Source organism: Paenibacillus sp. p3-SID867 (assembly GCF_025142895.1).
Taxonomy (GTDB): Bacteria; Bacillota; Bacilli; order Paenibacillales; family Paenibacillaceae; genus Paenibacillus_AQ.
The window spans coordinates 75,299-102,269 of record NZ_JAMBDM010000010.1 but is presented as its reverse complement, the minus strand read 5'-3'; the positions used below and the strand labels follow the sequence as shown (position 1 = coordinate 102,269).

At 50.9% G+C, this 26,971-nt stretch carries 25 protein-coding genes and 1 other annotated feature; of the genes, 18 read left to right on the top strand and 7 right to left on the bottom strand.

Annotation, left to right across the window (positions count from 1 at the left end):
- Positions 1 to 39: 39 nt before the first annotated feature.
- The gene (locus M4D81_RS20850; RefSeq protein ID WP_260067936.1) at positions 40 to 1,134 is read left to right on the top strand and encodes an SPL family radical SAM protein; all 1,095 of its coding nucleotides are present in this window, start codon (positions 40 to 42) and stop codon (positions 1,132 to 1,134) included.
- Here M4D81_RS20850 and ligD read toward each other — a convergent pair.
- Genes ligD through ku form a run of 3 tightly spaced genes read right to left on the bottom strand, consistent with a single transcriptional unit; the run spans position 1,117 to position 3,880 of the window.
- Positions 1,117 to 2,034, bottom strand: a complete 918-nt coding sequence (gene ligD, locus M4D81_RS20845; RefSeq protein ID WP_260067935.1) for a non-homologous end-joining DNA ligase — start codon at positions 2,032 to 2,034, stop codon at positions 1,117 to 1,119. The genes M4D81_RS20850 and ligD overlap by 18 nt on opposite strands.
- A 5-nt stretch (positions 2,035 to 2,039) precedes the next feature.
- Positions 2,040 to 2,936: an ATP-dependent DNA ligase gene (locus M4D81_RS20840; protein ID WP_260067934.1), complete on the bottom strand. Its 897-nt coding sequence runs from the start codon at positions 2,934 to 2,936 to the stop codon at positions 2,040 to 2,042.
- Between the two features lie 14 nt (positions 2,937 to 2,950).
- Entirely contained in the window at positions 2,951 to 3,880 is a 930-nt protein-coding gene (gene ku, locus M4D81_RS20835; RefSeq protein WP_071222501.1) for a non-homologous end joining protein Ku, read from the bottom strand.
- 208 nt (positions 3,881 to 4,088) lie between these two features.
- Here ku and M4D81_RS20830 point away from each other — a divergent pair, with 208 nt between their 5' ends.
- Positions 4,089 to 4,376, top strand: a complete 288-nt coding sequence (locus tag M4D81_RS20830; protein ID WP_162487646.1) for a hypothetical protein — start codon at positions 4,089 to 4,091, stop codon at positions 4,374 to 4,376.
- A gap of 4 nt (positions 4,377 to 4,380) precedes the next feature.
- On the top strand, positions 4,381 to 4,563 hold the full coding sequence (locus tag M4D81_RS20825; protein WP_071222503.1) for an H-type small acid-soluble spore protein: 183 nt from the start codon (positions 4,381 to 4,383) through the stop codon (positions 4,561 to 4,563).
- 117 nt (positions 4,564 to 4,680) lie between these two features.
- Here M4D81_RS20825 and M4D81_RS20820 read toward each other — a convergent pair whose 3' ends face one another.
- Positions 4,681 to 5,862, bottom strand: a complete 1,182-nt coding sequence (locus tag M4D81_RS20820; protein ID WP_260067933.1) for an epoxide hydrolase family protein — start codon at positions 5,860 to 5,862, stop codon at positions 4,681 to 4,683.
- 251 nt (positions 5,863 to 6,113) lie between these two features.
- Here M4D81_RS20820 and tsaE point away from each other — a divergent pair, with 251 nt between their 5' ends.
- The 5 genes from tsaE to M4D81_RS20795 all read left to right on the top strand — a co-directional run bounded on the left by tsaE (position 6,114) and on the right by M4D81_RS20795 (position 11,487).
- On the top strand, positions 6,114 to 6,584 hold the full coding sequence (gene tsaE / locus M4D81_RS20815) for a tRNA (adenosine(37)-N6)-threonylcarbamoyltransferase complex ATPase subunit type 1 TsaE (protein ID WP_260068027.1): 471 nt from the start codon (positions 6,114 to 6,116) through the stop codon (positions 6,582 to 6,584).
- Positions 6,571 to 7,362: a tRNA (adenosine(37)-N6)-threonylcarbamoyltransferase complex dimerization subunit type 1 TsaB gene (gene tsaB / locus M4D81_RS20810; RefSeq protein WP_260067932.1), complete on the top strand. Its 792-nt coding sequence runs from the start codon at positions 6,571 to 6,573 to the stop codon at positions 7,360 to 7,362. The genes tsaE and tsaB overlap by 14 nt, the downstream gene beginning before the upstream one ends.
- Positions 7,363 to 7,381: 19 nt before the next feature.
- Positions 7,382 to 7,906: a ribosomal protein S18-alanine N-acetyltransferase gene (gene rimI, locus M4D81_RS20805; RefSeq protein WP_071222510.1), complete on the top strand. Its 525-nt coding sequence runs from the start codon at positions 7,382 to 7,384 to the stop codon at positions 7,904 to 7,906.
- Complete coding sequence (gene tsaD, locus M4D81_RS20800; protein WP_071222512.1) at positions 7,903 to 8,952, top strand: tRNA (adenosine(37)-N6)-threonylcarbamoyltransferase complex transferase subunit TsaD; 1,050 nt, start codon at positions 7,903 to 7,905, stop codon at positions 8,950 to 8,952. Before rimI ends, tsaD begins: the two co-directional genes overlap by 4 nt.
- A gap of 520 nt (positions 8,953 to 9,472) precedes the next feature.
- Positions 9,473 to 9,810 (top strand) — a binding site (T-box leader).
- Between the two features lie 153 nt (positions 9,811 to 9,963).
- Positions 9,964 to 11,487: a 2-isopropylmalate synthase gene (locus M4D81_RS20795; protein ID WP_260067931.1), complete on the top strand. Its 1,524-nt coding sequence runs from the start codon at positions 9,964 to 9,966 to the stop codon at positions 11,485 to 11,487.
- Positions 11,488 to 11,967: 480 nt separating this feature from the next.
- Here M4D81_RS20795 and M4D81_RS20790 read toward each other — a convergent pair whose 3' ends face one another.
- Positions 11,968 to 13,920, bottom strand: coding sequence for an ABC-F family ATP-binding cassette domain-containing protein (locus M4D81_RS20790; RefSeq protein WP_260067930.1), 1,953 nt, complete (start codon positions 13,918 to 13,920; stop codon positions 11,968 to 11,970).
- Positions 13,921 to 14,383: 463 nt separating this feature from the next.
- Here M4D81_RS20790 and M4D81_RS20785 point away from each other — a divergent pair, with 463 nt between their 5' ends.
- The 5 genes from M4D81_RS20785 to tatC all read left to right on the top strand — a co-directional run bounded on the left by M4D81_RS20785 (position 14,384) and on the right by tatC (position 17,365).
- Positions 14,384 to 15,031, top strand: coding sequence for a 5-formyltetrahydrofolate cyclo-ligase (locus M4D81_RS20785; RefSeq protein ID WP_260067929.1), 648 nt, complete (start codon positions 14,384 to 14,386; stop codon positions 15,029 to 15,031).
- 3 nt (positions 15,032 to 15,034) lie between these two features.
- Entirely contained in the window at positions 15,035 to 15,511 is a 477-nt protein-coding gene (gene moaC, locus M4D81_RS20780) for a cyclic pyranopterin monophosphate synthase MoaC (protein ID WP_071222520.1), read from the top strand.
- A 49-nt stretch (positions 15,512 to 15,560) separates the two neighbouring features.
- Positions 15,561 to 16,052, top strand: coding sequence for a MogA/MoaB family molybdenum cofactor biosynthesis protein (locus M4D81_RS20775; protein ID WP_260067928.1), 492 nt, complete (start codon positions 15,561 to 15,563; stop codon positions 16,050 to 16,052).
- A 218-nt stretch (positions 16,053 to 16,270) separates the two neighbouring features.
- Positions 16,271 to 16,507 carry a twin-arginine translocase TatA/TatE family subunit gene (locus tag M4D81_RS20770; protein WP_071222526.1) on the top strand — a complete coding sequence of 79 codons (237 nt, stop codon included), beginning with the start codon at positions 16,271 to 16,273 and terminating at the stop codon, positions 16,505 to 16,507.
- Between the two features lie 78 nt (positions 16,508 to 16,585).
- Positions 16,586 to 17,365: a twin-arginine translocase subunit TatC gene (tatC, locus tag M4D81_RS20765; protein WP_260067927.1), complete on the top strand. Its 780-nt coding sequence runs from the start codon at positions 16,586 to 16,588 to the stop codon at positions 17,363 to 17,365.
- Positions 17,366 to 17,530: 165 nt separating this feature from the next.
- Here tatC and M4D81_RS20760 read toward each other — a convergent pair whose 3' ends face one another.
- Both M4D81_RS20760 and M4D81_RS20755 read right to left on the bottom strand, forming a co-directional pair.
- The gene (locus tag M4D81_RS20760) at positions 17,531 to 18,346 is read right to left on the bottom strand and encodes a WYL domain-containing protein (RefSeq protein WP_260067926.1); all 816 of its coding nucleotides are present in this window, start codon (positions 18,344 to 18,346) and stop codon (positions 17,531 to 17,533) included.
- Entirely contained in the window at positions 18,315 to 19,646 is a 1,332-nt protein-coding gene (locus tag M4D81_RS20755) for a helix-turn-helix transcriptional regulator (RefSeq protein WP_071222534.1), read from the bottom strand. The genes M4D81_RS20760 and M4D81_RS20755 overlap by 32 nt, the downstream gene beginning before the upstream one ends.
- A 203-nt stretch (positions 19,647 to 19,849) precedes the next feature.
- Here M4D81_RS20755 and M4D81_RS20750 point away from each other — a divergent pair, with 203 nt between their 5' ends.
- The 5 genes from M4D81_RS20750 to groL all read left to right on the top strand — a co-directional run bounded on the left by M4D81_RS20750 (position 19,850) and on the right by groL (position 26,914).
- Positions 19,850 to 20,668 (top strand): nucleotidyltransferase domain-containing protein, encoded by an 819-nt coding sequence (locus tag M4D81_RS20750; RefSeq protein WP_260067925.1) that lies wholly within the window; start codon positions 19,850 to 19,852, stop codon positions 20,666 to 20,668.
- Positions 20,669 to 20,686: 18 nt separating this feature from the next.
- Positions 20,687 to 21,952: a methyltransferase domain-containing protein gene (locus tag M4D81_RS20745; protein ID WP_260067924.1), complete on the top strand. Its 1,266-nt coding sequence runs from the start codon at positions 20,687 to 20,689 to the stop codon at positions 21,950 to 21,952.
- Between the two features lie 4 nt (positions 21,953 to 21,956).
- Positions 21,957 to 24,569 (top strand): metallophosphoesterase, encoded by a 2,613-nt coding sequence (locus M4D81_RS20740; protein ID WP_260067923.1) that lies wholly within the window; start codon positions 21,957 to 21,959, stop codon positions 24,567 to 24,569.
- Between the two features lie 372 nt (positions 24,570 to 24,941).
- The gene (gene groES, locus M4D81_RS20735) at positions 24,942 to 25,223 is read left to right on the top strand and encodes a co-chaperone GroES (RefSeq protein WP_006212454.1); all 282 of its coding nucleotides are present in this window, start codon (positions 24,942 to 24,944) and stop codon (positions 25,221 to 25,223) included.
- Positions 25,224 to 25,285: 62 nt separating this feature from the next.
- Complete coding sequence (groL, locus tag M4D81_RS20730) at positions 25,286 to 26,914, top strand: chaperonin GroEL (RefSeq protein WP_071222540.1); 1,629 nt, start codon at positions 25,286 to 25,288, stop codon at positions 26,912 to 26,914.
- The last annotated feature ends 57 nt before the right edge of the window (positions 26,915 to 26,971 follow it).

Here is a 26,971-nt window from a genome sequence, read left to right as displayed (position 1 = left end):
TTCAAGATAGTAATACAGGATCAGAGGGGAGGAAGAGGAATGGCTCGTACGCATTATGAACGTATAACCACCAAACAGACTTTAAACAGAGTGAAGGAAGAGAGGATGCCCTTCGATTGGTCCATCAATCCGTACCGCGGGTGCGGGCATGGCTGCAGCTTTTGTTATGCTCGCGCTTTCCAATCCTTCATCGGCATGGGGGCGGAGGATGAGTTTCAGCATCATATCTTTATGAAGTCGAATGCAGCGGAAGCGCTGGAGAAGCAGTTATCGAGTGCAGCGAAGAAGTTTGATCATGATATTGAAGCGATGCAAAGATCAATAGGACAGGTTACGATCGGTACGGCAACCGATCCGTATCAGCCGATCGAGAGCAAGGAGGGCATTACGCGGGAGTGCCTGAAGCTGCTAGCTAAATACCGCATTTCCACGAGCATTACAACGCGATCTCCGCTCGTGCTCAGGGATATGGACATATTGTCCCGGATGGAGAATGTATCTGTCAACATGAGCCTCAACACGCTGAATGGGGACATCATCCGGAAGCTGGAGCCGGCATCGCCTCATCCGGAGGGCAGGCTCGATACGATCCACCGATTATCGGCTGCAGGCATAAGAACGGGTTTGTTTGTGGCGCCTGTGCTGCCTTTTTTGACGGATAAGGAATCGGAGCTGAGGGAGCTCTTGTCGCAGGCGAAGGTAAGGGGCGTTTCCTTTGCCATGATCTCGCTGCTGAGACTCTCACGCGATGTGAAGAAATGGTATATCGAAACACTGAAACACCAGTTTCCTGAAGTGGTTCAGCCTTACCGTGAGTTATATGCGCAGGGCGCATATGCCGAAGAGCATTACGTACGCTCCTTCAAGTCGATGGCAGCTAGGCTGCTGAACGAATGTGAACTGAATGGACTGACCCCGGGGGCATCTGCTGCTGGCGTGAGCCAGTCCGGGACGATCGGAAGCGGGACTTCTCAAGAGGACGGGGCGCAGGTGGAAGGCGCTCGCGATCATCTTCGTTCAGCGCAAGATTTGGCTGCTGTTTCTGTGAAGCCAAGGAAGCTGCCGCAACCGGCCGCACCGGTCTCCGGGGAGGAGCTTATGCCGGATGTTGAGCAGCTATCCTTTCCTTTTTGACGCTGCCTTTCCTTGAGGCTTCAGATGTCGGATGACGTTCTCTATCGGTTGAGGAGGCAGGGTCTGCAGCAGGTCCCCCTTCTCTCTTAATCGTTCCTCGATGTTCAGCAGATGAAACTCCGTGGGAGAAACGTCCTGACGGACCTCGTCCCAAGTGAGCGGCGTAGAGACGGTCCCCAGCCGCCGGGCCCGCGGGGTATAAGGAGCGGCGAGTGTCCTTCCGCTGTAATGCTGAAGATAATCGAAGTAGATTTTATCGCCGCGGTTCTTCTTCAGCCGTTCAATAGTGAACAGCTTGGGGAATTTCTCGGTTACATATTGCCCCACGAATTGGCCGACCGTTCGAAGTTCATCGAACGTAATGCCTTCCTGAATGGGAACGATGATCTGGACCCCGGTAGCACCTGATGTTTTCGGGACGGAGGACAGACCCAACGAGCTCAGTACGTCCCCCACAATGGCAGTCGCCTCCATGATGCGCGGCTCCTCCGGCAGCGTGGGATCCAGATCAATCATCCATTCGCAGGGCAGATTGCTGCCTGCGAGGTGCAGTGAAGGGTGAAACTCAAGCGCAGCCAGGTTCCCCAGCCAGAGCAGCTCCGGCAGTCCGTTGAGCAGCACGTAGTTAATATTTTCGTGCACATAGGTCTGAACAAAAGGAGGCAGCGGCTCCGGCGCATTTTTCTGATAGAAGGATTCGCCTTCGGCTCCGTGCGGATACCGGATGGTCGTGAGCAGCCTGCCTCGGCAGTACCGGAGCAGGAACGGGGAGATGGCCGCAAGCTTTTGCAGATACATCGCTTTGGTAATGCCGACTTCCGGCCAAAGCGGTTTGTCTGGATTCGTAATTTGAATCTCCTGTCCCTCGATCGTCAGGGTGCCTTTGACGGTACGAGCCATATGGTTTACACCCCCTCAATCGATACGAGTTTGGGATGGCGCATCATGCCATCCTGACTCCACTCGAGAAATGTGACCTGAACTGAAAGCGGCTGGCTAAGCCAGGCCAGCTGTTCCTTCTTCAGGTCGGTATGGAGCATACTCCATACCGCGTCAGCACGATGCATTTCGGCATATTGCAGCAGCCTCTTCTTCGTCTGCTCATTCAGTCCCAGGGAAGCACGGCCGATGTAATTGCCATCGTCATCGGCAATGACAAGGCTGGCCACACGGCCTTCCCTGATGATCATGGCGACGGCGGTGGCTGTCATGTTCACGGCAATCTTTTTCTTGTACCAATCCTGGTGTTTCTTGCCTTCACGATAAGGAGAGGAAAGGCGCTTCATTACAATGCCTTCCCATCCCCGTGCTTCGGCCCAATTCCATAAACGCTCGCCTTCAAGAAACAGATCCGCGGTCAGCAGGCCCGGCGTATCGGAAACAATCTCCTTCAGGCGGTGGTGACGTTCAAGATAGGGCAGCTTACGCAAGTCTTGGTCGCCGTCCACCAGAATATCGAAGAGAACATAAGTAAACAGGGGAGCGTTCGTGCTGATCGCACGCGAACGCTCCCGCTGAAGTACCTTCTGAAACACGGGACGACCCAGCTCCGGATGAAAATAGACAACCTCACCATCCAAAAGAAGACGCCGTTCATGCAAGCCCGATAATGCCTGAACGACTTCGGGATACAGCGACGTTTTATCGAGCAGCTTGCGGGAATATAGCGATACGCGGTTTTGGTCAAGTCCGGCGAGTATGCGCACACCATCCCATTTCAGTTGATAACCCCAATCCTCGCCCGTCGTGATTTGATCCGTCGAGATCGGTGCCATCGGCTCTTTGGGCAGCAGATTCTGCATTTGTCCCATACGGATTAGGATGTGGAGTCGGATTTCTTGGATTTGGTTGTTCGGCGCTTCGGCTTCGGTGCGTCAAGCTCGCCTTCTCCGCCGCTGACCTTGGCAGCAGGTTCTTTGGCTGCCGTCTTCCGGGTCGTTTTACGCGGCTTCGGTTTGGTGCCCGGATCCGTTCCGATCGGCTTTACAGCCTCGATGCTTGCCTGGAGGGCAGCCATCAGATCGACAACGTTGGTCTCCTGACGAGCAGGGGCAATTTTGATTTCTTCACCGGATACTTTACTGTTGATCAGATCCAGCAGACGTTCGCGATAATCATCCGTGTATTTCTCAGGATCAAAGGGAGTCGACAACTGGTCAATCAGCAATTTGGCCATATCGAGTTCCTTGGAGTTGACCTCGGTTCTTTCAGGCAAATTCGGGACCTGGGAGATTGGCCGGATCTCATCCGGGTAGAAAATCGTCTCAATCGACAAGCATTCATCGAGCACCCGGATCGCCGCCAAACTGCTCTTCGAGCGAATGGCGATTTTGGCGATGCCGATTTTGCCGGACTGCTTCATCGCTTCCAGCAGGAGCCGATATGCGTTTGCGCCTGCTTGATCCGGCGAGAGGTAGTACGTCTTTTGAAAATAAATCGGGTCAATTTCGGTCAGATCCACAAAGTCCAGAATCGTTATATTTTTGCTGTTCTGTTCCGCCAGCTGCTCCAATTCCTCTTTTTCGAACAGCACGAATTTCCCCTTCTCATACTCGTATCCCTTCGTAATTTCCTCCCAGGCCACTTCCTCTTCACATACCGGACATTTGCGGATGTAAGAGAGCGGGCTGCCGCACTCCTTGTGAATGTACCGCATCGAAATATCCTTATCTTCCGTGGCCGAGAACATCTTGACAGGGACGTGCACCAGACCAAAGCTGATCGCGCCCTTCCATACCGTATGCATTCTATGAAACCTCCTATCAAATTCTAATATGTTTGGGTATGACCGTGTAGTAAACGTAATAAACGACTACTATGACTTTTTGTACTACCTCTATCAGTGTGCCCAAAAAAAGACTCTAGTATGAGTTATAGCTCAGGATTGCATAATTAGAACCTGTTTGTGGCATATTGACGTTGAACGCTGCCTGTATAAGGAGGTAATTTTCGTCATGACGGAGCCTAGAGAAACCCACACGTCGGAAGAGATACAGAAGGACAGGGCCTCGGATCATTCCGCTGCAGAATCGGTGAACGGGGACATGGTGGATTGGAACAGCCTGACCTCGGAGGAGAGCGAGATCTCTCGGGAATCTACGATGTTCGATATTGACCGGATGATCAACGAAGGCCTTGGCGGAGGCAATGTCACCATAGATAATGGGCTGATCGGCCCTTCCACAACCGATACGATGGACATCGTGGACGAATCGCCAAGAAATAGGGAGAAGGAGGATTAAACGTATGGAGATACAGCGCGCCGTAGAGATTTTCAACTCCAAGGATATTTACAAGGTCAACCTGGAAGGGGAGTCCGTGTGGATCGAGCATGTGGATCAGCAGAACGGAATGGCCACCGTCCAGGTCGGCTCCCGTCCGACCAATACGCTGACTGTAGACGTAGACCGGCTAAAAGAAGGCGAATAGCTTATTGCAGGGCCTCTAGTTTTCCGGGAAACTGTTTAATAAACACGAAAAAATACACCTTACTCGGGACTCCGTAAGTTGGAACCCGGATAAGGTGTGTTTGTGTTGACCCTGCCGTTAACGAATCTCTCTGAAAAATAACCGGATATCTTCAGTCAGCAGATCAGGAGCTTCCAATGCGGCGAAATGGCCGCCGCGGTCGAACTCTGACCAATGGACGACATTGTACTGCTGCTTGACCATACTGCGAATGGAGAGATCGTTGGGAAAGACTGCCACACCGGTAGGTACCGAGGAATATGGTGCCGGTGCTCCCCAATTGTTCGAGCTTTCTTTATAGATTCTTGCGGAGGAGCCTGCCGTTGCTGACAGCCAATAGATCGAGACATTCGTAAGAAGGAGCTCAAGGTCTACCGCATCCTCGGGAAGATCGGCCGTTGGATCGGTCCACTCCTTAAACTTCTCTACTATCCATGCAAGCTGCCCAACAGGGGAATCCGTTAAGCCGTAGGAAAGCGTCTGGGGTCTGGTCGCCTGAAGGATGGCATATCCGGACCCTTCAAATCCACCACCGGCTAATTCATCATAGCGAAGTTTCTCTACAGCTGTAAGGTTCTCGCTTTCAGCCGGATCTCCGGTTGGAAACACAGACAGACCGTTACAATGTACGCCAACGATTCGCTCTGCAGCGATCCGGCCAAGTTCCGTTGAAACCATGCTCCCGGTATCTCCCCCCTGTGCTCCATATCGTTCATAGCCCAGGCGGCGCATTAATTCATCCCACGCTTTAGCGACACGCTCGATATTCCATCCGCGTTCGGTTGTATGCCCGGAGAAGCCGAAGCCCGGGAGGGACGGGATTACGAGATGAAATGCATCGGACGAATTCCCACCGTACTTGCCGGGATTGGTGAGCGGTTCCATCATACGCGTGAACTCTACAATCGATCCGGGCCAGCCATGGGTTATGATTAGAGGAAGTGCTTCAGGCTCAGGGGAGCGAACATGCAGGAAGTGAATGTTTTGCCCATCGATGGTGGTCGTATATTGAGGGAATTCATTCAACATGGCTTCATATTTACGCCAATCGTAAACATCCTTCCAATAGGTTGATAACTCTTTCAGGTAAGACAGCGGCGTGCCATATTCCCAGTGATGATCCTCCAGGTCATCAGGCCAGCGAGTGCGGGTCAAACGTTCCTTAAGGTCAAGCAGGTCCGACTCTGGAATTTGAATGCGAAATGGAAGTATGGTTTCTTCAGAAAATGGGGCTGTATTCGATACATTCGTGGGGTTCATTATAATCCTCCTCAAATCTTTTTATCATCGTTATGGTTTCACTATAATGTCTGATGATTGACTACATAGTGTCAGTGTTTGAAACCTGGTTTGGCGTTTCTTTTGTCAATTGAGTTATGAAGGCGAAACTCATGTTCTTGCAGCGGGTTGGGAGGACCGATATAATGAAGATCAAGTATTTTGAGATATGGGCAAACTAAGTAAAGGGTGGGTTATCAGTGAACAATGGCCGTACGGAGGGCCAGTTTCGAATGATTTCAAGCAGTCTGGAGGAGACGGGGCAGCTTGCTGCTTGGCTGGCCGCTAGAGCGGAGCCAGGGACTGTCATCGGACTGGACGGGGATCTTGGAGCAGGAAAAACGGCATTCTCCAAACAATTTGCACAGCATCTTGGTGTGAACGGGGTTGTGAATAGCCCGACATTTACGATTATTAAAGAATATGAGGGGCGTTTGCCGCTCTACCATATGGATGTGTACCGTTTGTCGGTCGATGAAGCGGATGAGCTCGGGTTGGATGAGTATTTTTTTGGCGAAGGGGTTTGTCTCGTGGAATGGAGCAGTCTGATCACTGAGCTGTTGCCTGAGCGGTATCTGCATATCCAGCTTGAAACAACAGGTGAAACGCACCGGACCATCACACTTTCAAGCCAGGGCGAGCCCTATGGCGAGTGGTGCCGGGATTTGAATGAAAAATGGGGTAGCTGGAATGAACAACAATGACACGAAGCCGCAGCAGCGGTTTTTGGCGCTGGATACGTCTACGGCATCGCTGGCGGTATCCGTGATGGAGCAGGACAAGCTGCTGTCGGAAGTGAACACGAATGCAGACCGCAATCACTCGGTGCATCTGCATCCGGTGATGGCACAGGCGCTTGCTGAAGCAGGCCTCGGCATGGACCAGATGGACGGCATTGCCGTGGGAGTAGGGCCGGGATCTTATACAGGGATCCGGATTGCGGTAACGGCTGCCAAAACATTGGCATGGGCTAATCGCATCCCGCTTGTCGGGGTATCCAGCCTGCATGCCCTTGCATGGGGGGGCCTGAAGTCAGGATGGAACGAAGCCGAGCCAAAGGCGGGAGTCCACTGGATCATTCCGCTGCTGGATGCAAGACGGGGGCAGGTGTACACGGCATTATTCGCTGCCGATTCAGAGAGTCAGGAGAGTGCGCCGATACGTCTGGAGGCAGACGGTATTCGCCTGATGCAATCCTGGGTGGAAGCCATTAAGGAACGCATCAGCAAGCTGCCTGAAGAGGAACGCCCGATCTGCCTTTGGTTTATTGGGGAAGTGGAACTCCATGCCGAAACCGCCCGCAGGCTTGAGCCGGGGTTCGGAGAACGGCTGCATATTTATCCGTACTCGCTCGAAGGCCGCTGGATGGGGTACTTGGGCGCAGCGAGGCTGCTCGCCGGTGAAACGGATGATGTGCATACGCTGGTACCCAATTATACACAGCTTTCCGAAGCGGAAGCGAACCTGCTGCGTAAGCGGTGAAGGGAGCGTAGGATTCGTCATGGATCAGCAGAAGAAGCCGGTAGATGGTGAAGACGGTTTGTCCTTTCGGTTGATGACCCTGGAGGATATTCCGGAGGTTCTCGTGGTGGAGCGCGAAGCGTTCACCGTGCCCTGGACCGAGGAAGCTTTTCACAATGAGCTGAAACTGAATCATTTTGCACGTTATATGATTATGGAGTACGAAGGCAAAACGGTAGGATATGCAGGCATGTGGACGATCGTGGATGAAGCGCACGTTACAAATATTGCGCTGCTGGAGCAGTACCGCGGACGCAAGTGGGGCGATCGTCTGCTTACGGAATTGATGAAGACGGCTGCCTATATGGGAATGGAGAAAATGACGCTGGAAGTCCGGGTATCCAATCACGTGGCCCAGCACTTATATATCAAAAAAGGGTTTAAACCAGCCGGTGTCCGGAAGGGGTATTATTCCGATAATCAGGAAGACGCACTCATCATGTGGGCAGATCTGCCCCCTTATCGGGAGGACGATGGCGAGGAAGGAAGTCAAAGGCTATCATGAATGAAGAAAGAGTAGACCGGCAGCACAGCTGCATATTGGCGATAGAAACGAGCTGCGATGAAACCTCGGTTGCCGTTGTGAAGGATGGCTGCGAGGTTTTGTCCAGTGTCATTGCCAGCCAGATTGAGACGCATAAAGCTTTTGGCGGGGTGGTCCCCGAGGTGGCTTCCCGCAAGCATGTGGAGAGTATCACGCTCATTATTGAACAAGCCGTAGCTGAGGCCGGCATTGAAATGAAGGATTTGTCGGCGATCGCCGTAACACAGGGTCCTGGCCTGGTTGGAGCGCTTCTCGTTGGCGTTATGGCTGCTAAAAGCCTGGCGTTTGCGCTTGGCAAGCCGCTGATTGGAACACATCATATTGCGGGTCATATCTATGCCAATCGTTTTGTGGGCGATATCGCTTACCCTTGCATGGCGCTGGTTGTTTCCGGCGGTCACACCGAGCTGGTCTACATGAAAGACGAAGGCAGCTTTGAGTTGATCGGCAGGACGCGGGATGATGCGGTTGGCGAAGCGTACGACAAGGTGGCCAGGGCGCTTGGCTTCCCGTATCCCGGGGGTCCGCATGTCGACCGAATGGCATTGGAGGCTGAGGAGGTCGTAGAGCTTCCCCGCGTATGGCTGGAGCCGGATTCCTACGACTTCAGTTTCAGCGGTCTGAAATCGGCTGTATTAAATGTCGTCAATCAGAGCAAAATGCGTGGTGAGGAAGTCCGGACGGAAGCGATAGCCCGGGGTTTCCAGGAATCCGTGGTCGAAGTGCTCGTGGAAAAGGCGGTTCGTGCGGTCAGAGCATATGATGCCAAGCAGCTGCTGCTGTGCGGCGGCGTTGCCGCCAATCGCGGACTCCGTAAAGCCTTGGCTGAACGCTGCGAGCAGGAAGGGATATTGCTGACGATCCCGCCATTTCAGTATTGTACCGATAACGGAGCGATGATTGCTGCCGCGGCGCATCTGAAATGGAAGCAGGAGAGCTTTACGCCGCTCGATATGAAAGCCGACCCGCAAATGTCGCTGGAGCTATGGGCGGAGCCGTCAAACTAGAGACGCTTGACACGTCTTTGTATAGGACGTATAATCTTGATCAAATTCCAGAATGTTGAAACGCGAAGAACAGGACCAGTAAGGTGAACCTTGGATGAAGAGAGCTGCGGGACGGTGCAACGCAGACGAGAGGGACCTGAACTCACCTGGGAGCGGAGCTGGGGAACCTTGCGCAGTGAAGTGCCGGTCAGGCACGGATTGGATTGCGGAGTTTGACCTTGCTACGGGATGGCCTCCGTGAGAATGGCTGCGCACAGATCATTTGTGATTTGGCGATCTGAGGGGGCTTTAGGTCCGGGAGACAGCAGGATGTTCCCGGGAGCTTAGAGTCAACAAGAGTGGTACCGCGATAGGATAGCCTGTCGTCTCTTGAATAAGAGATGGCAGGCTTTTTTGCATGCTTGGACAGCTAAATGCTAATCAATCTGATAAAGAGCTTCACTTCCAATCCGCAGATAAAAGCGGAATCTCCGGATATAGTGATCCGAAGGATATGATAGTCAGCATAACAACATATCGAATAAACGCAATGAACGGGAGCAGTAAAAGGGAGCCGTCTACAGAGAGCTGCGAGTTTGGTGTAACGCAGCGGCAGCAACCTTCGAATCTCGCCCGGGAGCGGAAGAGGGGAACAGCAGCAAGCATCGGTTGATGGAGTTAGTCAGCCCAACGACCCTGAATGCAGCTGTACTCTCTTACGGAGTTTCCTCCGTCATCAGGACGTCCATTCTCTTCATGACCGGCCGGTATGAGGAGATGGACATGAGTGGACGTGTATATGTCGCGGAAGAACAGCTGCGAACTTAGGCGCGTCAATTAGAGTGGTACCACGGAGGGTCTAAGCCCGTCGTCTCTTATATGAAGAGATGGCGGGCTTTTTTGCTGCCGGCAGCAGCAGGGTGGGATGCGGACGCAAGTCGACGTGCGGACGTAAAGCGAACATATGGAACAGATTAAACAACGTTCCCGTAGGAAATCGGGTTATACCAATACCAAGGAGGAGTATGCAAAATGAGTGAATCCATGAGAACCATCCAAATATTCGATACAACGTTGCGGGACGGGGAACAGGCCCCGGGAGCAAGCCTGCAGCCAGAACAGAAAATTGCGCTGGCCGGAAAGCTGGCTGAGCTGGGCGTTGATGTGATGGAACCCGGATTTCCGGTGTCCAGTCCCGGGGAGTTTGCCGCTGTGCAGGCCATCTCGAGACAGCTGCAGCAGGTCGAGATATGCGGATTCGCACGGGCCGTTAAAGGGGATATTGATGCTGCCGTCAAGGCCACCCAGGATGCGGCCAGAAGGCGAATCCATCTGTTTATTTCGTCTTCCGACATCCATCTTCGCCACCAGCTGCGCATGAGTCGTCCGGATGTAGTGGCAAGGGCACGTGAGATGACAGCTTATGCGAAGCAGTTCAGCGACGTGGTGGAATTTACGGCGATGGATGCCTCGCGTACCGGTATTGACGACTTGATTGAGATGGTGGAGGCCGTCATTGAAGAGGGTGCAACGATAATCAATCTGCCCGATACGGTGGGATATGCGCTTCCGAATGAATACGGCGAGATGTTCCGACGTGTGCGGGAAGGCGCTCGTGGCGGAAAGACGGTCGCCTATAGCGCCCACTGCCACAATGATCTTGGTTTGGCTGTGGCCAACAGCCTGGCCGCGATTGAGAATGGCGCCAGCCAAATCGAGGTTACCGTGAATGGGGTAGGCGAGCGTACAGGCAACTGCGCACTGGAGGAGCTGGTCATGGCTCTATCTACCCGGGGTGACATGCTGCGGGCAGAGACGGGCATTACGGCCGAGAAGCTGTATGAAGTATCTCGTCTCGTTAGTGGCGCGATGCATTTTCCGATCGCTTTTAATAAACCTGTAGTCGGCAGGAACGCCTTCCAGCATGAGTCCGGCATCCACCAGGACGGTCTGCTGAAGGATCGAAGCACCTACGAGATTATGGATCCGGAGAAGCTGGGGATTCCGCGGAGCATGATTGTGCTGGGCAAGCATTCCGGTCGTCATGCGCTGAAGGATCGTCTTGCCCGGTACGGTGTTCAGCTTGATGGAGACGAGATGGAGTCCTTGTACGATACCTTCAAGGAGACGGCTGATCGTCAGAAGGTGGTCAGCGATGATCAGCTGCTGCAAATGGTGAGCAGCACTTTGGGCAAACCAGCCCAAGTATATGAGCTGACCGAGGCCCAGGTCATCTCGGGAACGGGCAGCAGCAGGGTCGCAGCCGTCACGCTGCGTCATCTGAGCGAGCAAACGGAAGCCACTTACTCCAGCGTGGCGGACGGTCCGGTGCAAGCCGTTATCTCGGCAATCAGCCAAGGAATTAGCAGCGATATCCGCTTTGGCGATCTGGAGCTCCACTCGTTAAGCAGCGGCGAAGACGCGCATGCCGAAGCGGCGGTCACGGTTGAGAAGGCGGGCAAGATCTTCCGCGGAACGGCTGTGCATCAGGATATCGTTATGGCGGCAGGCCTGGCATACGTTGCTGCATGCAACTCGGCGTTGATGTCGGTCTAGGAGAAAAGCTGAATAGGGAACCTTAGCGTCTAACGCTTCTATGATTGATGGCACAAGCGACCTTCCGAACCGGATGGAGGAGGGTCGCTTTTTTTCATAATCAAGCTCGATAAAAACTTGCAGATAACAAGAGATAAGTCTATATAGAAGTCCATTATATAAGACATATAACTCTGTCAAGTTGTGAACAACGTTATCCACATATTCGCCAAAAAATGTGCATAAGCGAGAAAAATGTCGTTAAATCGGTCTTTTGCAAGACGCTGAAAAGAGGGGACAGGATTTTCAAATTTTCCGGTGGAAACTGTGGATAATGTGAATAACTTAGTGGATAAAGCTGGATATAGGACCAGGAGTGCGCGTATAACAACAAAAAAATGGCCGTTTCGGCCATTTTCATGGTAAACTTATGCACCATTCTTGGGGATAAGTTTGTGTATAAATGCAAAACTCCATTTGAAACACTTTTGTGAACTTTTTTTAATCTTCCAGCAATGACTCCCATTCGGCAAAAATTTGCTCAAGCTGACTCTTTTTCTCCTCTAACGACTGCTGGCGTTCTTGGAGTGCCATATAATCCTGATAGATCTCCGGCAGGGTCATCTCGGCCTCTAACTCGGTTATGTCCGATTCCAAAGCATGGATTTGCTCTTCCAGACTTGCGAGCTTGCGCTGACGGTTCCGCTCCTCCCGTTTGGCTTGCTTCTCGGCTTCAAAGGAAACGGCTCCCTGTTTCTCGACGGAAGCTTCAGCTTTTCCTTCCTGTTTCAGGGTGTGACGAGCAAACGGCTCGGAAGGTTCGTCATTCATATCGATAATTTCCTGCTTTTTCTCCGTATAGTCGTCATAATTACCCAGGAAATGTTGAATGCCGGCCGGATGAAGCTCGATGATGCGCTCGGCCATTTTGTTAAGGAAGTAACGGTCATGGGATATGAACAATAAAGTGCCTTCGTAATCCATGAGTGCTGATTCAAGAACCTCTTTGGCAAATAAGTCCAGATGGTTCGTCGGCTCATCCAAGATGAGCATGTTGGCTTCCAGGAGCATCAGCTTGGCAAGCGATACGCGGGCCTTTTCCCCTCCGCTTAAGGAACTGATCTTCTTGAGGACATCTTCGCCGCTGAAGAGGAAGTTGCCCAGAACGGTGCGGATGCGGGCTTCCTCCATATGCGGATAGGTGCCCCATAGCTCTTCCAGAACCGTATTGCTTGGATTCAGCTCGGATTGCTCTTGATCGTAATAGCCGATCTTGACTTTTGTACCCCATTGCAGCGATCCCGCCGTTGGCTTCATGGTACCGATCAGGCATTTCAGGAGCGTCGATTTGCCCACTCCGTTGGGTCCGATCAAAGCTACGGTTTCCCCGCGGCTGAGATCAAAGGAAACCTGACGGAACAATGGCTTGTCCTGCTCGAACGAAAGCGCCAGATCCCGCACATGAAGCACATCCTTACCTGACATATACTCGGCTTCAAAAGAAAAGTGTGCTTTCTTCAAATCTCCCAGCGGTTTGTCCAGCCGTTCCATTTTATCCAGCGCTTTGCGACGGCTCTGTGCGCGCTTGGTCGTAGAGGCCCGGACCAGATTCCGCTGAATGAAGGTCTCCATCCGGGAAATCTCATCCTGCTGCTTCTCGTACTGCTTTAGTTGGGATTCGTATTCCGCTGCCTTCAGCTCAATATACCGGCTGTAGTTGCCCGTATATTTTTTGGAATGACGGCGTTCGATCTCAACGATAGTCGTTACCAGCCGATCCAGGAAATAGCGGTCGTGGGAAACGACCAGCAAGGAACCGGAATAGCCACGCAGATAATCCTCCAGCCAGGTGAGGGTCGCGATATCCAGATGGTTCGTCGGTTCATCCAGCATGAGCAGATCAGGTGCCTGCAGCAATATTTTTGCAAGGGCCAGCCTTGTCTTCTGCCCGCCGCTTAATGTGGCAATGGAGGTGTCCGGCGAAAAACTGCCAAATCCCATGCCGTGAAGGACGCTGCGGATACGTGTTTCGATCTCATAACCGCCCTGATCCTTGAACCAGTCCGAACGGATCGCATAACGATCCAGAAGCTCCTGATATTTCTTCGGATCCTCGCTCAACTTCGGGTCGGCAATTTGTTCCTCCATCTGACGCAGCTCGCGCTCCATCTCCAAAAGGGGAGCGAAGACATCCAGCATCTCGTTCCATATCGACGAATCGGACTGAAGCCCGCTGTTCTGGGCAAGATAACCAACGGTGGTTTCCTTAGCCTTGAAGATTTGTCCGCCATCATAAGACATCTCGCCTGCCAAAATTTTGAGCAGGGTCGATTTCCCGGCTCCATTGACTCCGACAAGACCGATTCTTTCGCGTTCAAGCACCTGCAGATTGATCCCGTCAAGGACGGGCGTAACTCCGTATAATTTCGTAATGCCATTGGCTTGCAGCAGCATGTTATGTGAAACCTCCATCATTCTATATGTTTGTACCATTAATTCTTCATTATAAGAAAAACGTTTACCGACGTACATTCCTAGTAGATAGACCGCATATAGCGGAAGTTTTTCTTAAGAGATAAGGAAGGTAGCTACTGATGTGTATACATTCTTATCTCTTAAGAAAAACGTTTACCGACGTACATTCCTAGTAGATAGACCGCATATAGCGGAAGTTTTTCTTGCGAGATAAGGAGGTAGCCTCTGATGTATAAACAATCTTATCTCTTAAGAAAAACGTTTACCGACGTACATTCTCAGTGTGGTCATGCTTTGAAGTGTATACGTTCTGATATCTTAAAGTAAGTGTACATGAAAATGGCCGAACAATCGACCATGATTGGCGACTTCCGGCATTCTTGGCTAAAGGAAGGAACAGTGGTAAACTAAAATTAATTATAAGCGTGAGAGGAAAGATCACGTGTTGAACCCTGAGGAAGAATTGAAGCGGGTATCCGCAAAGAAAGCCCTGCGCAAAGTGATGACATTACGCAGGGATGAGTTATCCGGGCAAGAGCGTTCGAAGCGTTCGAAGCAAGCCTGCAAGTTTGCTTCAGAGGTCATGAATCGGTTTCAATTTCAGAGCATGATGGTTTATGTCCCCTTTCGCTCCGAACTGGATTCCCGGCCGCTGGTTGAATGGGCGTGGAAGCAGGGAATTCAGGTTATCGTTCCCCGAAGTCTGACCCAAGACCGTTCGATGGAATTGTATAAGCTTCAGGCATGGAATGAGCTGATTCCCGGAGCTTACGGTATTCCAGAGCCAGATCCGTTGCGGTCGCAGAAATGGAATCATCCCGGACCTGATATCATCTGGGTGCCCGGGCTTGCGTTTGACAGGAAGGGCGGAAGACTTGGATACGGAGGCGGTTATTATGACCGGCTCTCGGACAGGCTTAGTCAGGGAGCACAAGACAACGCTCAGATCGGTGAACCTTTGTGGATGGGAATTGGCTACGAGGTTCAAGTCTTGGAGCATGTCCCTATGGAAGAACATGATCGGGTATTGGGCGGTTTGGTTACGGAACTGGGACATTCGGAAACAGCCAGACCTGCAGCGGAGGGATAAGAGATGGAATTGAGTCATTTTAACGGCCAAGGCAGAGCACGCATGGTGGATGTCAGTGATAAAGATGTAACCGCCCGGACAGCGGTAGCGAAGACTACGGTTCGTATGCACCCGGATACGCTGATTCGCATCCAGGAAGGGAAGATCGGCAAGGGAGATGTGCTTGCCGTAGCGCAGGTTGCGGCTATCATGGCTGCCAAAAACACGTCAAACTGGATTCCCATGTGTCATCCGCTGCCGTTGACCGGCGTGAATGTGGAGTTCAGCGATAATGCTAGAGATGAGTTATATATAGAAACGACTGTGAAGACCACAGGCAAAACCGGTGTTGAAATGGAAGCTTTGACAGCAGCTTCCGCCGCTGCGCTGACGGTCTATGACATGTGCAAAGCCTTGCAAAAAGACATGGTCATCGGCCCGACCTACCTGGTAAGCAAAACCGGAGGGAAGAGCGGGGATTACATACAAGAAACAACATAGGATTGCATAGAGATAGGAGATTCGGACGAGTGGGAAGGAGAGAGGGCAGATGGTGTGGAAAACGGCGATCCTGACGGCGAGCGACAAAGGTTCGCGGGGGGAACGCGAGGATACGAGCGCTCAAGTGATCCGGGAATTGGTGGAGGAAGAGCTGAGCGGAGAAATTATTGAATACCGGATCGTACCGGACGAGCCGGATGAAATTATTGCGGCATTGATCGAACTTACGGATTATTATCAAGTGGACCTTGTCCTCACGACTGGTGGAACAGAGCTGGCGGTCCGGGATGTTACGCCAGAGGCGACCAAGCGGGTCATCGAACGCGAAGTGCCGGGCATTGCGGAAGCGATGCGCGCTACCGTCATGCAGAAGAATCGGAGTGCGATGCTGTTTCGGGGCGTATGCGGCGTCCGCGGCCGTACCTTGATTGTCAATCTCCCGGGTTCGCCAAAAGGCGTGCACGAGAATTTGGCGGCGGTTATGGATCAGCTTCCGGAGGCGCTGCTAATGGTAACGGGCCAGTACCGGGAGCAGTTCTAAGGGACATCTTATTAGATAATTATGTAAATAATCTGTCACGTTTCTAGACTGTATATGTGATTTACATTATGGTATGATGGCGGTATATGAGCTTGTTTCAACTGCTGTAGTCGGATTATGGTCATTAGTTAACACCTGTTGTAGTGCAAGGCATGACGGATTTAGATCATCCTGAAGTCCTTTTAAAGGCATTGAGCAGGACGAGGAGGAGAATAGATATGAGTGGAATTGGAGTGCCGGGTATTATTTTGCTCGTTATTTTGGCGCTGCTCTTGTTCGGACCGAACAAGCTTCCTGAACTTGGACGTGCGGTCGGAAGAACATTCCGTGAGTTTAAGGACGGTGCGCGGGAGATTATTGCTGACGATGCACCGGCGAAGAAGAAAGAAGAGGCTCCCCAACAAGCCGTTGTCGCTGAGCCAACCAAGGTTGAAGACAAGCGTCTTCCGGAATAGAAATAAAGCAAGGCTTGAAGTCCCTTCCTTCGGGAGGGATTTTGTTTTGTCAGGGTCACATACAGGGTGGTGGTTAACTTGTCGGAGCAAGTGAAAGATATGGCGCTTGTTGAGCATTTGGGCGAGCTCCGCAAACGAATTATTATTGTGCTCGTGGTATTCGTAGCGGGTTTGATCGGCGGGCTTTTTGTTGCGGACCCGATCTATCATTATTTGACGGCGGCTGAAGAAGCCAAGAACTTTGAACTGCACGCCTTCTCCTTCTGGGATGGTATCGGGATCTATATGAAAATCGCTGCCATTTTCTCGCTTGTCATTTCCGTTCCGCTGATCTTCTATCAGCTGTGGGCGTTCGTCAAGCCGGGACTTCGCAAAGAAGAGCAGAAAGCGGCCATTCGTTACGTGCCTTATGCGTTTCTTCTGTTCATTGTAGGGATCACGTTCGGATATTACGTCGTGTTTCCGATGACGCTGTCATTCACGACAACGATTACCCAGAGCATGGGGCTTCAGGAAACCTACGGAATTACCAATTACTTGAATTTTATGTTCAATCTCGTATTGCCGCTGGCCTTGCTGTTTGAACTGCCGCTTGTGGTGATGTTCTTAACGAAAATTCACATTCTGAATCCGCTGCGGCTTCGAAAAATGCGCAAACTCGCGTATTTCGCGCTCGTATTCATCGCGGTTGTCATTACGCCGCCGGACTTCATATCGGATTTCCTGGTCACGATTCCACTGCTGCTGCTGTACGAATTCAGCGTGTTTCTGTCCTCCGTGATTTACCGCAAGCAGTTAGAGGCGGATATGGAACGGGACAGCCGGTACATACGGGTAGATGAAGAGGATGGACAGTGACGTTTTTTTTGCAAAATAGGATCGTATAGAATAAGAACAACCCGCATGAACCCACTCCACGGGAGTATGGTTTGCGGGTTGTTTTTTGGTTCAAGGATCGAATGGTTAGTAATCAATTTCATAAGTGCATTCGCCCAGGTCTCAAAGGGATCTATTCATATCGTCCTAACTTTCCTCTTGAGCATATCTCGCCAGCGCCATCGCTGCGGTTTCCTGCATTCTGGCCTGCAGCGTGCTACCTTTCACGACTTTCACCCGCAGTCCGAGAAAGCGAATACGGGAGAGCAGAAAGTCGCACTCATCCTTCAAATAGCAGACTTTAATGCGGTAGGTGTCGGAATCTTCATCATAATGGACGGTCTTGTCAAAACAGGAGAAAGCGTACAGAATCCGTGACAATTCCCCATTGTATCGCCGATGGATTTCAATAAGGGCTTGCTTCTCGCGATTCTCCATCAGATTCTGCAGCCGTTCCTTGATGCGATCGATTCGAAAAGACGGAAGTGATGTCCCTTGGATATATAGAATATGATCGAGCTTTGTGTACATGAGTCCTCTTCGGCTTTTGCTGTACCAGATCAGCATCCATTCCCGTTTGATCATGGAATACTCTAATTTGAACGGGAAACCGGACTGATTGCTGCGCGTTTCTCCGAGCTTCGTTCGATAGCTTAAGCGAAAGCCCTGATCCTGCATGATCATTCTTCGCAAGATGCGAAGATGCGGGTGATACACACTTCGTTCCTGTCCCTTGGCCTTCTCCAGGATAATCTCCTTCATCTCGGCACCGCTATGCTCCAAGTGAAGGATTTGTTCGAGACGCTTTAAGGTTTCAGGCGTAAAGGCGTTAGCTGCCTCAGGATGCACCAGCATCATCTTGAGCCATCCCCGTTCTTGAGCGGTTATGGCAATCGAGTCGGTTTCCTCAAGCCGCGTCATAATCTGATAATTAAAAATTTTCTCGAACGGATTCTGGCTCATAGTAAGCGGCAATCTCCTTCCATTCCTTGATGAACTCCAGGCGAAGGGAGCGGGGCTTGAGCACCTCGCAGCTGGAGCCGAAGCTCCGGAGCCAGGGCTTGATTTCGCTGGTGCCGTTCACTTCGATTTCATATAGAAATGAATCGTCGGATTCTATCGTAACGGTCCCCCATTGCCCTTGCGCCTTAACCCGGTTCAGCACGAAATTCACTTTGCTGTCCGCCGGGTTAAAAAATCTGGCCACAACCTTGGTGGGATTACGGGTATCAGTAACCCAACTATTCTCGAATTCGGCCAGCACTTCCTCTAGGCGCTGCTGGAAGACCTCTTCCTCAACCACATCGCCTTCTTCGATCTGAGTCAATCCCTCCATACGAAACTTCATGAGACCTTGTCTGCCGTTATAACCGATCAGATACCAACGGCCGTATTGATGGTCATATATCACGCGCAGCGGCAGCACCGTTTCCCGAAGCCCTTTGGACTCCCTGTGGAACAGCGGATTCGTATTTTGGGAAGCATAGCGTGAAGTGCTTTTGGGTGATAAGTACAGGAAACGGATTCTAGCTCTTTTGGTAATGGCCTGAAAAATGGTATGCAGATGCGCTTCGTCCAATATGCGTGAAGGATAATGATATTTATAAATATAAGCAGCGGTTGAGTGCGCAGCGATGTCACGCTTCCGCAAAGCCCGCTTTAAGTTATCCCTGAGCATATAACCCTGCACGGACGGGAGCTGCGTATTCGACATGACGTCCACATAGTCGTAGAGATCAAGCAGCTCGTCATCCGACAACGAATCGATCAGATCACAGGCGCCCCTGTAACGGTAAGGCCGGTCTGTGCCTGTCTTCACGATGACTCCGACTTCCTCCAGGTATCTGAGATCTCCGCGGATCGTCTTCTCATCCGGCAGAGACTCCCCGTCAGGCAAGTGATCGCCGCATAGGTCGATTAGTTCTTTGGCGGTTAACTGCTGATGCTGCAGCTGGGTGAGGATCGTGGACAGCCTCAAGCTTTCCGATGCCTTAAGCGATTTGCCGCGGAACAGCAGCAGCAGGAGCGGATCTGCGGTTTCATAGTATGAATAGCGCAGGCCTTCGGATAGGGTGAGACTTTGTTCTTCCGAGAGCTGCGGCTGAAGCGATTCAATCCTATTTTTTAAATTTCGAAGCGTTTTGTCATAGGTATGTACCGAAATACCGAGTCGATCGGCCAGTTGTTGCCGGTTGTATGCTCCTCCGGCCAGCGCCAGAATGCGAAGGAACTGGATTTCTTTATCGAAGCTTTCCCGAGCCATGGCGCCCTCCTTCAAGTCATATATTAGATCGTACGTGATGCTGTCTGTAACTATTGTAGCAAGGAAAGGGAACTGCATAAAGGATGGAAATTATAACATCTTTTTGGTATCGCCATACTTTCGCCCTGTTGAAATTGGAACGTGTGGAGGACAATAAGGTTATCGGAAATCAGACGGCAGCTACAGAAGGAGAGATACCAGATATGAATATATCGCAGGAAATGAATTCGACGATTCAGCAAGAACTTGAGCGAATTGAGCGGGAGGAAGGCGTCCTTATCCTGTATGCCTGCGAATCAGGCAGCAGGGCCTGGGGCTTTCCGTCGACAGACAGCGATTATGATGTAAGGTTTATCTATATCAGACCCATGGAGTGGTATTTATCGATCTTCGACAAGCGAGATGTGATTGAGCGGCCGATCAGCGACAGGCTGGATATAAGCGGTTGGGATTTGAAAAAAGCGCTGGGGCTTTTTCGCAAGTCGAATCCGCCCCTGCTCGAATGGCTGGAGTCCCCCATCAAGTATAAGGAGACGCTTGGCATCGCCCAGCAAATCCGCAGCATATCTCCGCTTGCGTTCTCGCCTAAATCTTGCATGCACCACTACCTGAACATGGCTAAAGGCAATTACCGGATGTATTTGCAAGGGGGAGACGTTAAGATCAAAAAATATTTCTATGTCCTGCGTCCGATCCTGGCATGCGGCTGGATTCAAACCTACAACGAGATGCCTCCCATGGAATTCGAGCTGCTTACGAATCGCCTATTAGATCAGGGAAGTGCGCTGAAACAGGAGATTGATCAATTGCTTCTCCGCAAACGTTCAGGTGAAGAGATGGATGTTGAGCCGAAGCTTCCTAACATACATGCATTCATTGAAGAGAAATTGAACAAATATGAGCTGCTAGCCAAGGATAAGAAGCATCAAGATTCGGATCTGGATCAAAGGCTGGATGCTTTGTTTCGGGACGCCCTGGTTGAAGCATGGAGAACCGGCGGACCGCAGTCATTCACGGTTTGACGAAAGGAGAGAGTCATTTTGGCAATTATACAGGTTACATCAACGAATCCGCAGTTTTCGTTTCTCATGAAGAAGAACCCGAACTCCGGCATGCAGCTTCGGAGCGTGAGGCAAGGAACGGCATACGGATGGTATTCCGAGTCAGCTGCGTTTAACGTCTACTTCAAGGATGCGGATAACGAGATATCCTTCAAACAGCACCACGGGGAGAGCTTCGAGTATTTGAACGTGTCCCGTTATAACACACCTTTGTTTCCGCTGGCTGCCATTAATGAGTTTTTTGCAGCTCCCTTCAAAAAGCACGATGAACGGGACACGGAGGGACACGAGCATGTTTTTTACATCAATCTCATTCATATTGAGAAGACGCGTTATATTGAATTTTTTCAAAAGCATCTCGAGGAATACTCGTTCTCGCTTCGGCACGAGGCCCATAAAAGCTATACCCTCACCATAACCACCGGGAAGAGCCTGTACCATCTGCTGCATACGGTCAATGTGCTGTGCCTGTTCCTGGCAATGTTCGGGAGCGAGTATCTCGATACCTCGGATAAAGTGCTTGAAAAGCACATTCGCAGTCTGAATGTCATCGATGCCCCCTATTACATACGAAGTCTGTTCGTGCGCAATTTTCTGAATAATCGGGATCGATTCAAGCAGTTCAAGCAGGAGCTTGAGTTTACGCCTAGATACAGCATCAATTTTGCATATGGAAACACGGCTATGCAGCGCAGAAGTTACATCGCTCAAGTGCTGCCATTCAACAAGCCGATATTGGATATCGGCTGCGGTGAAGGCTTTTACGCCCTTTCTTTTGCCAGAAAAATAGAGGAAACCTATTATGCGGTAGATATTAATGAAGCTTTGCTGGAAGTGGTAGAGCGTAAAGCGGAAGCGAAGGGGCTGGACAATCTGGTGACCTTTCCATCGATCGCTCACTTTCTTGAGGGGTATGACGATGAGTCCGTAGACGTTATTTTGACCGAAGTGATCGAGCATATGCCGGAAGCGGAAGCGGCGGACCTCATTCGCCAAGTCGTGCAGGAGATCCGGTTCGAGAAGCTGATCCTTACGACGCCCAATGCCGATTTCAACCCGTATTATGAGCTCGATGGTTTCAGGCATGATGATCATAAGTGGGAAATGGGGCAGGAGAAGTTTAGATCGTGGTGTGACGAAATCCTGCAGAATCTGGGCGTTCAATATGAGTATGTGATGATCGGTGACAGTGTGGACGGCATGCATACAACGCAGGGAATGATTGTTACGAGGAAGGGGGAGTAAGGCTATGGAATTGCATACCAAAATGCACACGATTTTTATGCTGGTCGGTCCGACGGAGTGCGGAAAAACGACGTTTGCGAAGGAAATCCTGATTCCATCCTTGCAGTGGGAATACCCCGAGCGCAACTACAGGAGCAATGTCCAGTACCTATCATCGGACGCCATTCGTCAGGAGCTGCTCGGTTATGATTATGATAAATACGATCAGGTGATGCTGGAGGCGAGCTCGCATGCGTTTCAGTTATTATTTGAGCGGCTTAGATTGACAACTTCTTTTCCGATTCAGGCTGACTTTGTTGTAGTGGATACAACGGCATTGGCCGATGATTTCCGGAGCAAGGTTCTTGAAATCGCGCATGAGAACAACTACCGTGTGGAAGCCATTCTGTTTGATTACCGGAAACGGGAGGATTATTACGCCTCCGATCGCTCCAAGAAGCTGATATCCACGCATATTAGCCGCTTGAAAAAGGAGGTGCTCCCCGTCCTCGCACGGGAAGGATACGATGCCATTCATAAAGTGCGTACGAAGGATTTCCTTGACAAAGAGGGGTTGGCGAAACCCGCTTACGAAGTGATTGTGGACAATAAAGAGGAGTATCTGTCCTCGATTCTGACCCAGGATATGGAATACATTGTGATCGGAGACGTGCACGAGCGTGTAGACGCGCTTCAGGGGCTTTTGAGGAGTTATGGTTACGGGACGATCGACGGAAAGTTATCCGTTCCGGAGAAACTGCGAAACACCCGGATCATTCTGGCCGGGGATTGGATCGACAAAGGGAAGCAAACCCGGGCCATGATCGATTTCCTCTACGACAATATGGAGCATTTCCTTTTCGTTATGGGGAATCATGAGAACTTCGTTTATAAGTACCTGAAGGGAGAGATCAAGGGGGCCGAGCCGGAGCTGCTTCGTTCCTACTTTGATTCTACGGAAACGTTAGGCCAAGATGAAGCGCTGCGCCAGCGCTTCGATGAACTTGTCGGCCGGGCTAAGCCATTTTATCGATATGTGGGTCAGCACGGACCTTCCTATTACGTAACCCATGCTCCTTGCCGGAATAAATATGTCGGCAAACTCGACTCGAATTCCCTGCGCCATCAGCGTTCCTTCCGTCTGGATCGGAGCAACCCGGAAGTCACGACAGAGCAGCAGCTTCTATTCTTAAGCGAAGAAGCGGTCAGCAATCATCCTTACCATGTGTTCGGTCATGTCGCCGCGGTGAGACCGTTTCGGATCAAGAACAAAATTCATATCGATACGGGAAGCGTGCACGGGCATATGCTGACGGCCGTTCAAATCGGCCAAAAACCGGTCTATCGCAGCTTTAAGTCGCCGTTTAGGGAACAAGATCCTGCGTTCCTTCATGAACAATTACCGGATTTGTTTGCCAGATCAGAGCGCAGCAGCATCGATCTCCGGGATTTAGACCGCGAAGCCCAGCGAAGATTGTTGTATTGCGCGGAGCATAAAATCAATTTTATTTCCGGAACGATGTCGCCGGCGGATAAGGATTTGGCTACTGGAGAACTGGAGTCCCTTGCAAGAGGACTCGATTATTACAAGGACCAAGGGATTGAACATGTGGTGCTCCAGCCTAAATACATGGGCTCCAGATGCAGCATCTATCTGTTCCGGGACCTGGAGCGCTGTTATGCCGCCAGCCGTAACGGTTACCGAATCAGCGGGATTGATTTATCTTCGGTGTACGAACGGCTGCTGGAGAGATTCTCGCCTCATATGCAGACCGAAGGCATCGAGATGATGCTTTTGGATGGGGAGCTGCTGCCATGGAAGGCACTCGGGAAAGGCCTGATCGACAGGCAGTTTCAACCGATTGCGGCTGCGCTTGAGTCGGAAACAAGGTTTCTGAAAGAGACGGGTTTTGAAGAGGCTTACGCTCAGCTGCTCACAGCCTATGACGCAAGCGGCTTTGAGCATGAACAGTTTCGACTATCCAAATCCGCGCTTATAGAGAAGCACGGCTCGAGCAGCTATCAATCGTATAAATATATACGGGATGTTCGGAAAGCTTATGTGCCGCTCGAGAAGCATGAGGAAGCTTATCGCATGTACAAGAAGCAGCTCGAACTTTATGCGGGGGACGCGGAATTGGACTACAAGCCGTTCGCCATTCTGAAACAAATTCGGGATACCGGAGAAGAAGTCACGCCTGATATGAATACCTCGGCCATGTTCCGTTTCCTGAATGACGACAAGATTCTGGTTCTGGATTTGCGCGAGCGGGAGAGCTATGAACAGGCGGAGGCGTTCTTCTCCACGTTGACGACCCGGAACCGAATGGAAGGCGTTGTGATCAAACCGGAAGAGGAGCGGGAGAACGCTGCCCCTTACCTGAAGGTGCGAAATCCCGAATACCTCTCGATCATTTACGGTTACGATTACCGGTTTCCGCACAAATACGCGAAGCTGTTGAAACAAAAAAACACACACAAGAAGCTCCGCACTTCGATCGCCGAGCATCAGCTTGGAAAGCTCCTGCTTGGGGTAAAGTATGACGAGATTTCCCCGAGCCACGGGGATTACCAAGAGGTTGCGATGCAGCTGCTGTTCGAGATGGAGAAAGAAAAAGAAATCGACCCTAGGCTTTAATCCGAAGGGGATGGATATTTCGCTGAACGTTAAACAGTCTGAAAGAGGGACCCTTCCCAAGGGAAGGCCCTGATTTCGGGCTGTTTTATTTTCGTAGAATGATGACTGGATCAATAGTTCCAGCCGTACAGCGTCCCTTAAGACTCAGGCATATTTTGGCTGGTCATGGATACAATGGAGAAGGGGGTTTGGGGACAACCCCTCCCTAAGTCCGGATTGCAAAAAAATGATCAAAAAATCATGCAAAGGACTTGAAATTTTAAGACAACTTGAGTATCATAAAGTTGGTTGTTAGCACTGAGGGTTGTCGAGTGCTAATACATAAAGCTTTGAAAAAAGCATCACAACATATTTAAAGGAGGCTATTTTTTCATGATCAGACCTTTAGGTGAACGCGTATTGGTAGAACCGATCGAACAAGAAGAAACTACGGCATTCGGGATTGTACTTCCTGACTCTGCTAAAGAAAAGCCGCAAGAAGGTAAAGTTATTGCTGTAGGCAGTGGCTCCCTGAAAGACGGCGCACGTGTACCTTTGGAAGTTAAAGAAGGCGACCGCGTTATTTTCTCCAAATACGCTGGAACAGAAATCAAATACGAAGGTAAAGAATATTTGATTATGAAAGAAAGCGACATCCACGCGATCTTAGGCTAATGAACGCCTGAATATATCTTTGTTTCACTATTTCATAATCCACTAGGGAGGTATGTAATACCATGGCAAAAGACATTAAGTTCAGTGAAGACGCCCGTCGCTCGATGCTTCGCGGTGTAGACGCTTTGGCAAATGCAGTTAAAGTAACACTCGGACCGAAAGGCCGTAACGTGGTTCTTGAGAAGAAATTCGGAAGCCCGCTTATCACGAATGACGGTGTAACCATCGCTAAAGAAATCGAGCTGGAAGATGCATTCGAGAACATGGGTGCTCAGCTTGTTAAAGAAGTAGCTACCAAAACCAACGATGTTGCCGGTGACGGTACAACAACGGCAACGGTTCTGGCTCAAGCTATGATCCGTGAAGGTCTGAAGAACGTAACAGCTGGCGCAAACCCAATGATCATCCGCAAGGGTATCGACAAAGCGGTTAAAGCAGCTGTGGCTGAACTTCAAAACATCGCAAAAGAAGTTAAGAACCACCAGGAAATCGCTCAAGTCGCTTCCGTATCCGCAGCTGACGATGAAGTTGGTCAACTGATTGCAGAAGCGATGGATAAAGTGGGCAAAGACGGCGTCATCACCGTTGAAGAATCCCGCGGTTTCTTGACGGAGCTGGAAGTTGTAGAAGGTATGCAATTCGACCGCGGCTACATCTCTCCATACATGATTACCGATACGGATAAAATGGAAGCTGTTCTTGAGAATCCATACATCCTGATCACCGATAAAAAAGTAACCAACACGCAAGAGATCCTGCCGATCCTTGAAAAAATCGTACAGCAAGGCAAACCGCTCGTTCTGATCGCGGAAGACATCGAAGGCGAAGCGCAAGCGATGCTGATCGTGAACAAACTGCGTGGAACGTTCAACGCTGTCGCTGTTAAAGCTCCTGGCTTCGGTGACCGTCGTAAAGCGATGCTGCAAGATATCGCTGCATTGACTGGCGGCCAAGTGATTACGGAAGAGCTCGGTCTCGACCTGAAAACAGCTTCCATCGATCAATTGGGTACCGCTCGTCAAGTGCGCGTAACCAAAGAGAACACAATCATCGTGGATGGCGCTGGCAACAAAGAAGACATCGAAGCTCGCGTGAAGCAAATCCGCAACCAATTGGAAGAAACCACTTCCGATTTCGATAAAGAAAAACTGCAAGAGCGTCTGGCTAAATTGGCTGGCGGCGTAGCGGTTATCAAAGTCGGCGCGGCTACTGAAACGGAATTGAAAGAACGCAAACTGCGCATTGAAGATGCCCTGAACGCAACTCGCGCTGCGGTTGAAGAAGGTATGGTATCCGGTGGTGGTACGGCGCTCGTTAACGTATACAACGCTGTTTCTGCTGTTCAAGTAGAAGGCGACGAGAAAACAGGCGTGAATATCGTTCTGCGCGCTCTGGAAGAGCCAATCCGCACGATTGCAGCAAACGCTGGCAAAGAAGGTTCCGTTATCGTAGAGCGTCTGAAAAAAGAAGAGATCGGTATCGGCTACAACGCTGCTACGGATGAGTGGGTGAACATGTTCGAAGCAGGTATCGTTGACCCTGCGAAAGTAACGCGTTCCGCTCTTCAAAACGCAGCTTCCGTTGCGGCGATGTTCCTGACAACCGAAGCGGTTATCGCTGACAAGCCAGAACCAGAAAAACCAGCTATGCCTGATATGGGCGGCATGGGTGGAATGGGCGGCATGATGTAACAATAGGCCCCTAAAGCCTGTCATATCAATGAAAAGGGACCCCTCGGGGTCTCTTTT

What these genes read in the sequence shown, in the direction of transcription:
- M4D81_RS20760 (WP_260067926.1), bottom strand. Translation starts at nt 18,346, where the DNA reads ATGAGCCAGAATCCGTTCGAGAAAATTTTTAATTATCAGATTATGACG.
- M4D81_RS20825 (WP_071222503.1), top strand. Translation starts at nt 4,381, where the DNA reads ATGGAGATACAGCGCGCCGTAGAGATTTTCAACTCCAAGGATATTTAC.
- M4D81_RS20755 (WP_071222534.1), bottom strand. Translation starts at nt 19,646, where the DNA reads ATGGCTCGGGAAAGCTTCGATAAAGAAATCCAGTTCCTTCGCATTCTG.
- M4D81_RS20795 (WP_260067931.1), top strand. Translation starts at nt 9,964, where the DNA reads ATGAGTGAATCCATGAGAACCATCCAAATATTCGATACAACGTTGCGG.
- M4D81_RS20850 (WP_260067936.1), top strand. Translation starts at nt 40, where the DNA reads ATGGCTCGTACGCATTATGAACGTATAACCACCAAACAGACTTTAAAC.
- moaC (WP_071222520.1), top strand. Translation starts at nt 15,035, where the DNA reads ATGGAATTGAGTCATTTTAACGGCCAAGGCAGAGCACGCATGGTGGAT.
- M4D81_RS20840 (WP_260067934.1), bottom strand. Translation starts at nt 2,936, where the DNA reads ATGCAGAATCTGCTGCCCAAAGAGCCGATGGCACCGATCTCGACGGAT.
- ku (WP_071222501.1), bottom strand. Translation starts at nt 3,880, where the DNA reads ATGCATACGGTATGGAAGGGCGCGATCAGCTTTGGTCTGGTGCACGTC.
- rimI (WP_071222510.1), top strand. Translation starts at nt 7,382, where the DNA reads ATGGATCAGCAGAAGAAGCCGGTAGATGGTGAAGACGGTTTGTCCTTT.
- M4D81_RS20820 (WP_260067933.1), bottom strand. Translation starts at nt 5,862, where the DNA reads ATGAACCCCACGAATGTATCGAATACAGCCCCATTTTCTGAAGAAACC.
- tsaB (WP_260067932.1), top strand. Translation starts at nt 6,571, where the DNA reads ATGAACAACAATGACACGAAGCCGCAGCAGCGGTTTTTGGCGCTGGAT.
- M4D81_RS20740 (WP_260067923.1), top strand. Translation starts at nt 21,957, where the DNA reads ATGGAATTGCATACCAAAATGCACACGATTTTTATGCTGGTCGGTCCG.
- M4D81_RS20790 (WP_260067930.1), bottom strand. Translation starts at nt 13,920, where the DNA reads ATGCTGCTGCAAGCCAATGGCATTACGAAATTATACGGAGTTACGCCC.
- groES (WP_006212454.1), top strand. Translation starts at nt 24,942, where the DNA reads ATGATCAGACCTTTAGGTGAACGCGTATTGGTAGAACCGATCGAACAA.
- M4D81_RS20770 (WP_071222526.1), top strand. Translation starts at nt 16,271, where the DNA reads ATGAGTGGAATTGGAGTGCCGGGTATTATTTTGCTCGTTATTTTGGCG.
- groL (WP_071222540.1), top strand. Translation starts at nt 25,286, where the DNA reads ATGGCAAAAGACATTAAGTTCAGTGAAGACGCCCGTCGCTCGATGCTT.
- tsaE (WP_260068027.1), top strand. Translation starts at nt 6,114, where the DNA reads ATGATTTCAAGCAGTCTGGAGGAGACGGGGCAGCTTGCTGCTTGGCTG.
- ligD (WP_260067935.1), bottom strand. Translation starts at nt 2,034, where the DNA reads ATGGCTCGTACCGTCAAAGGCACCCTGACGATCGAGGGACAGGAGATT.
- M4D81_RS20750 (WP_260067925.1), top strand. Translation starts at nt 19,850, where the DNA reads ATGAATATATCGCAGGAAATGAATTCGACGATTCAGCAAGAACTTGAG.
- M4D81_RS20830 (WP_162487646.1), top strand. Translation starts at nt 4,089, where the DNA reads ATGACGGAGCCTAGAGAAACCCACACGTCGGAAGAGATACAGAAGGAC.
- tsaD (WP_071222512.1), top strand. Translation starts at nt 7,903, where the DNA reads ATGAATGAAGAAAGAGTAGACCGGCAGCACAGCTGCATATTGGCGATA.
- M4D81_RS20775 (WP_260067928.1), top strand. Translation starts at nt 15,561, where the DNA reads ATGGTGTGGAAAACGGCGATCCTGACGGCGAGCGACAAAGGTTCGCGG.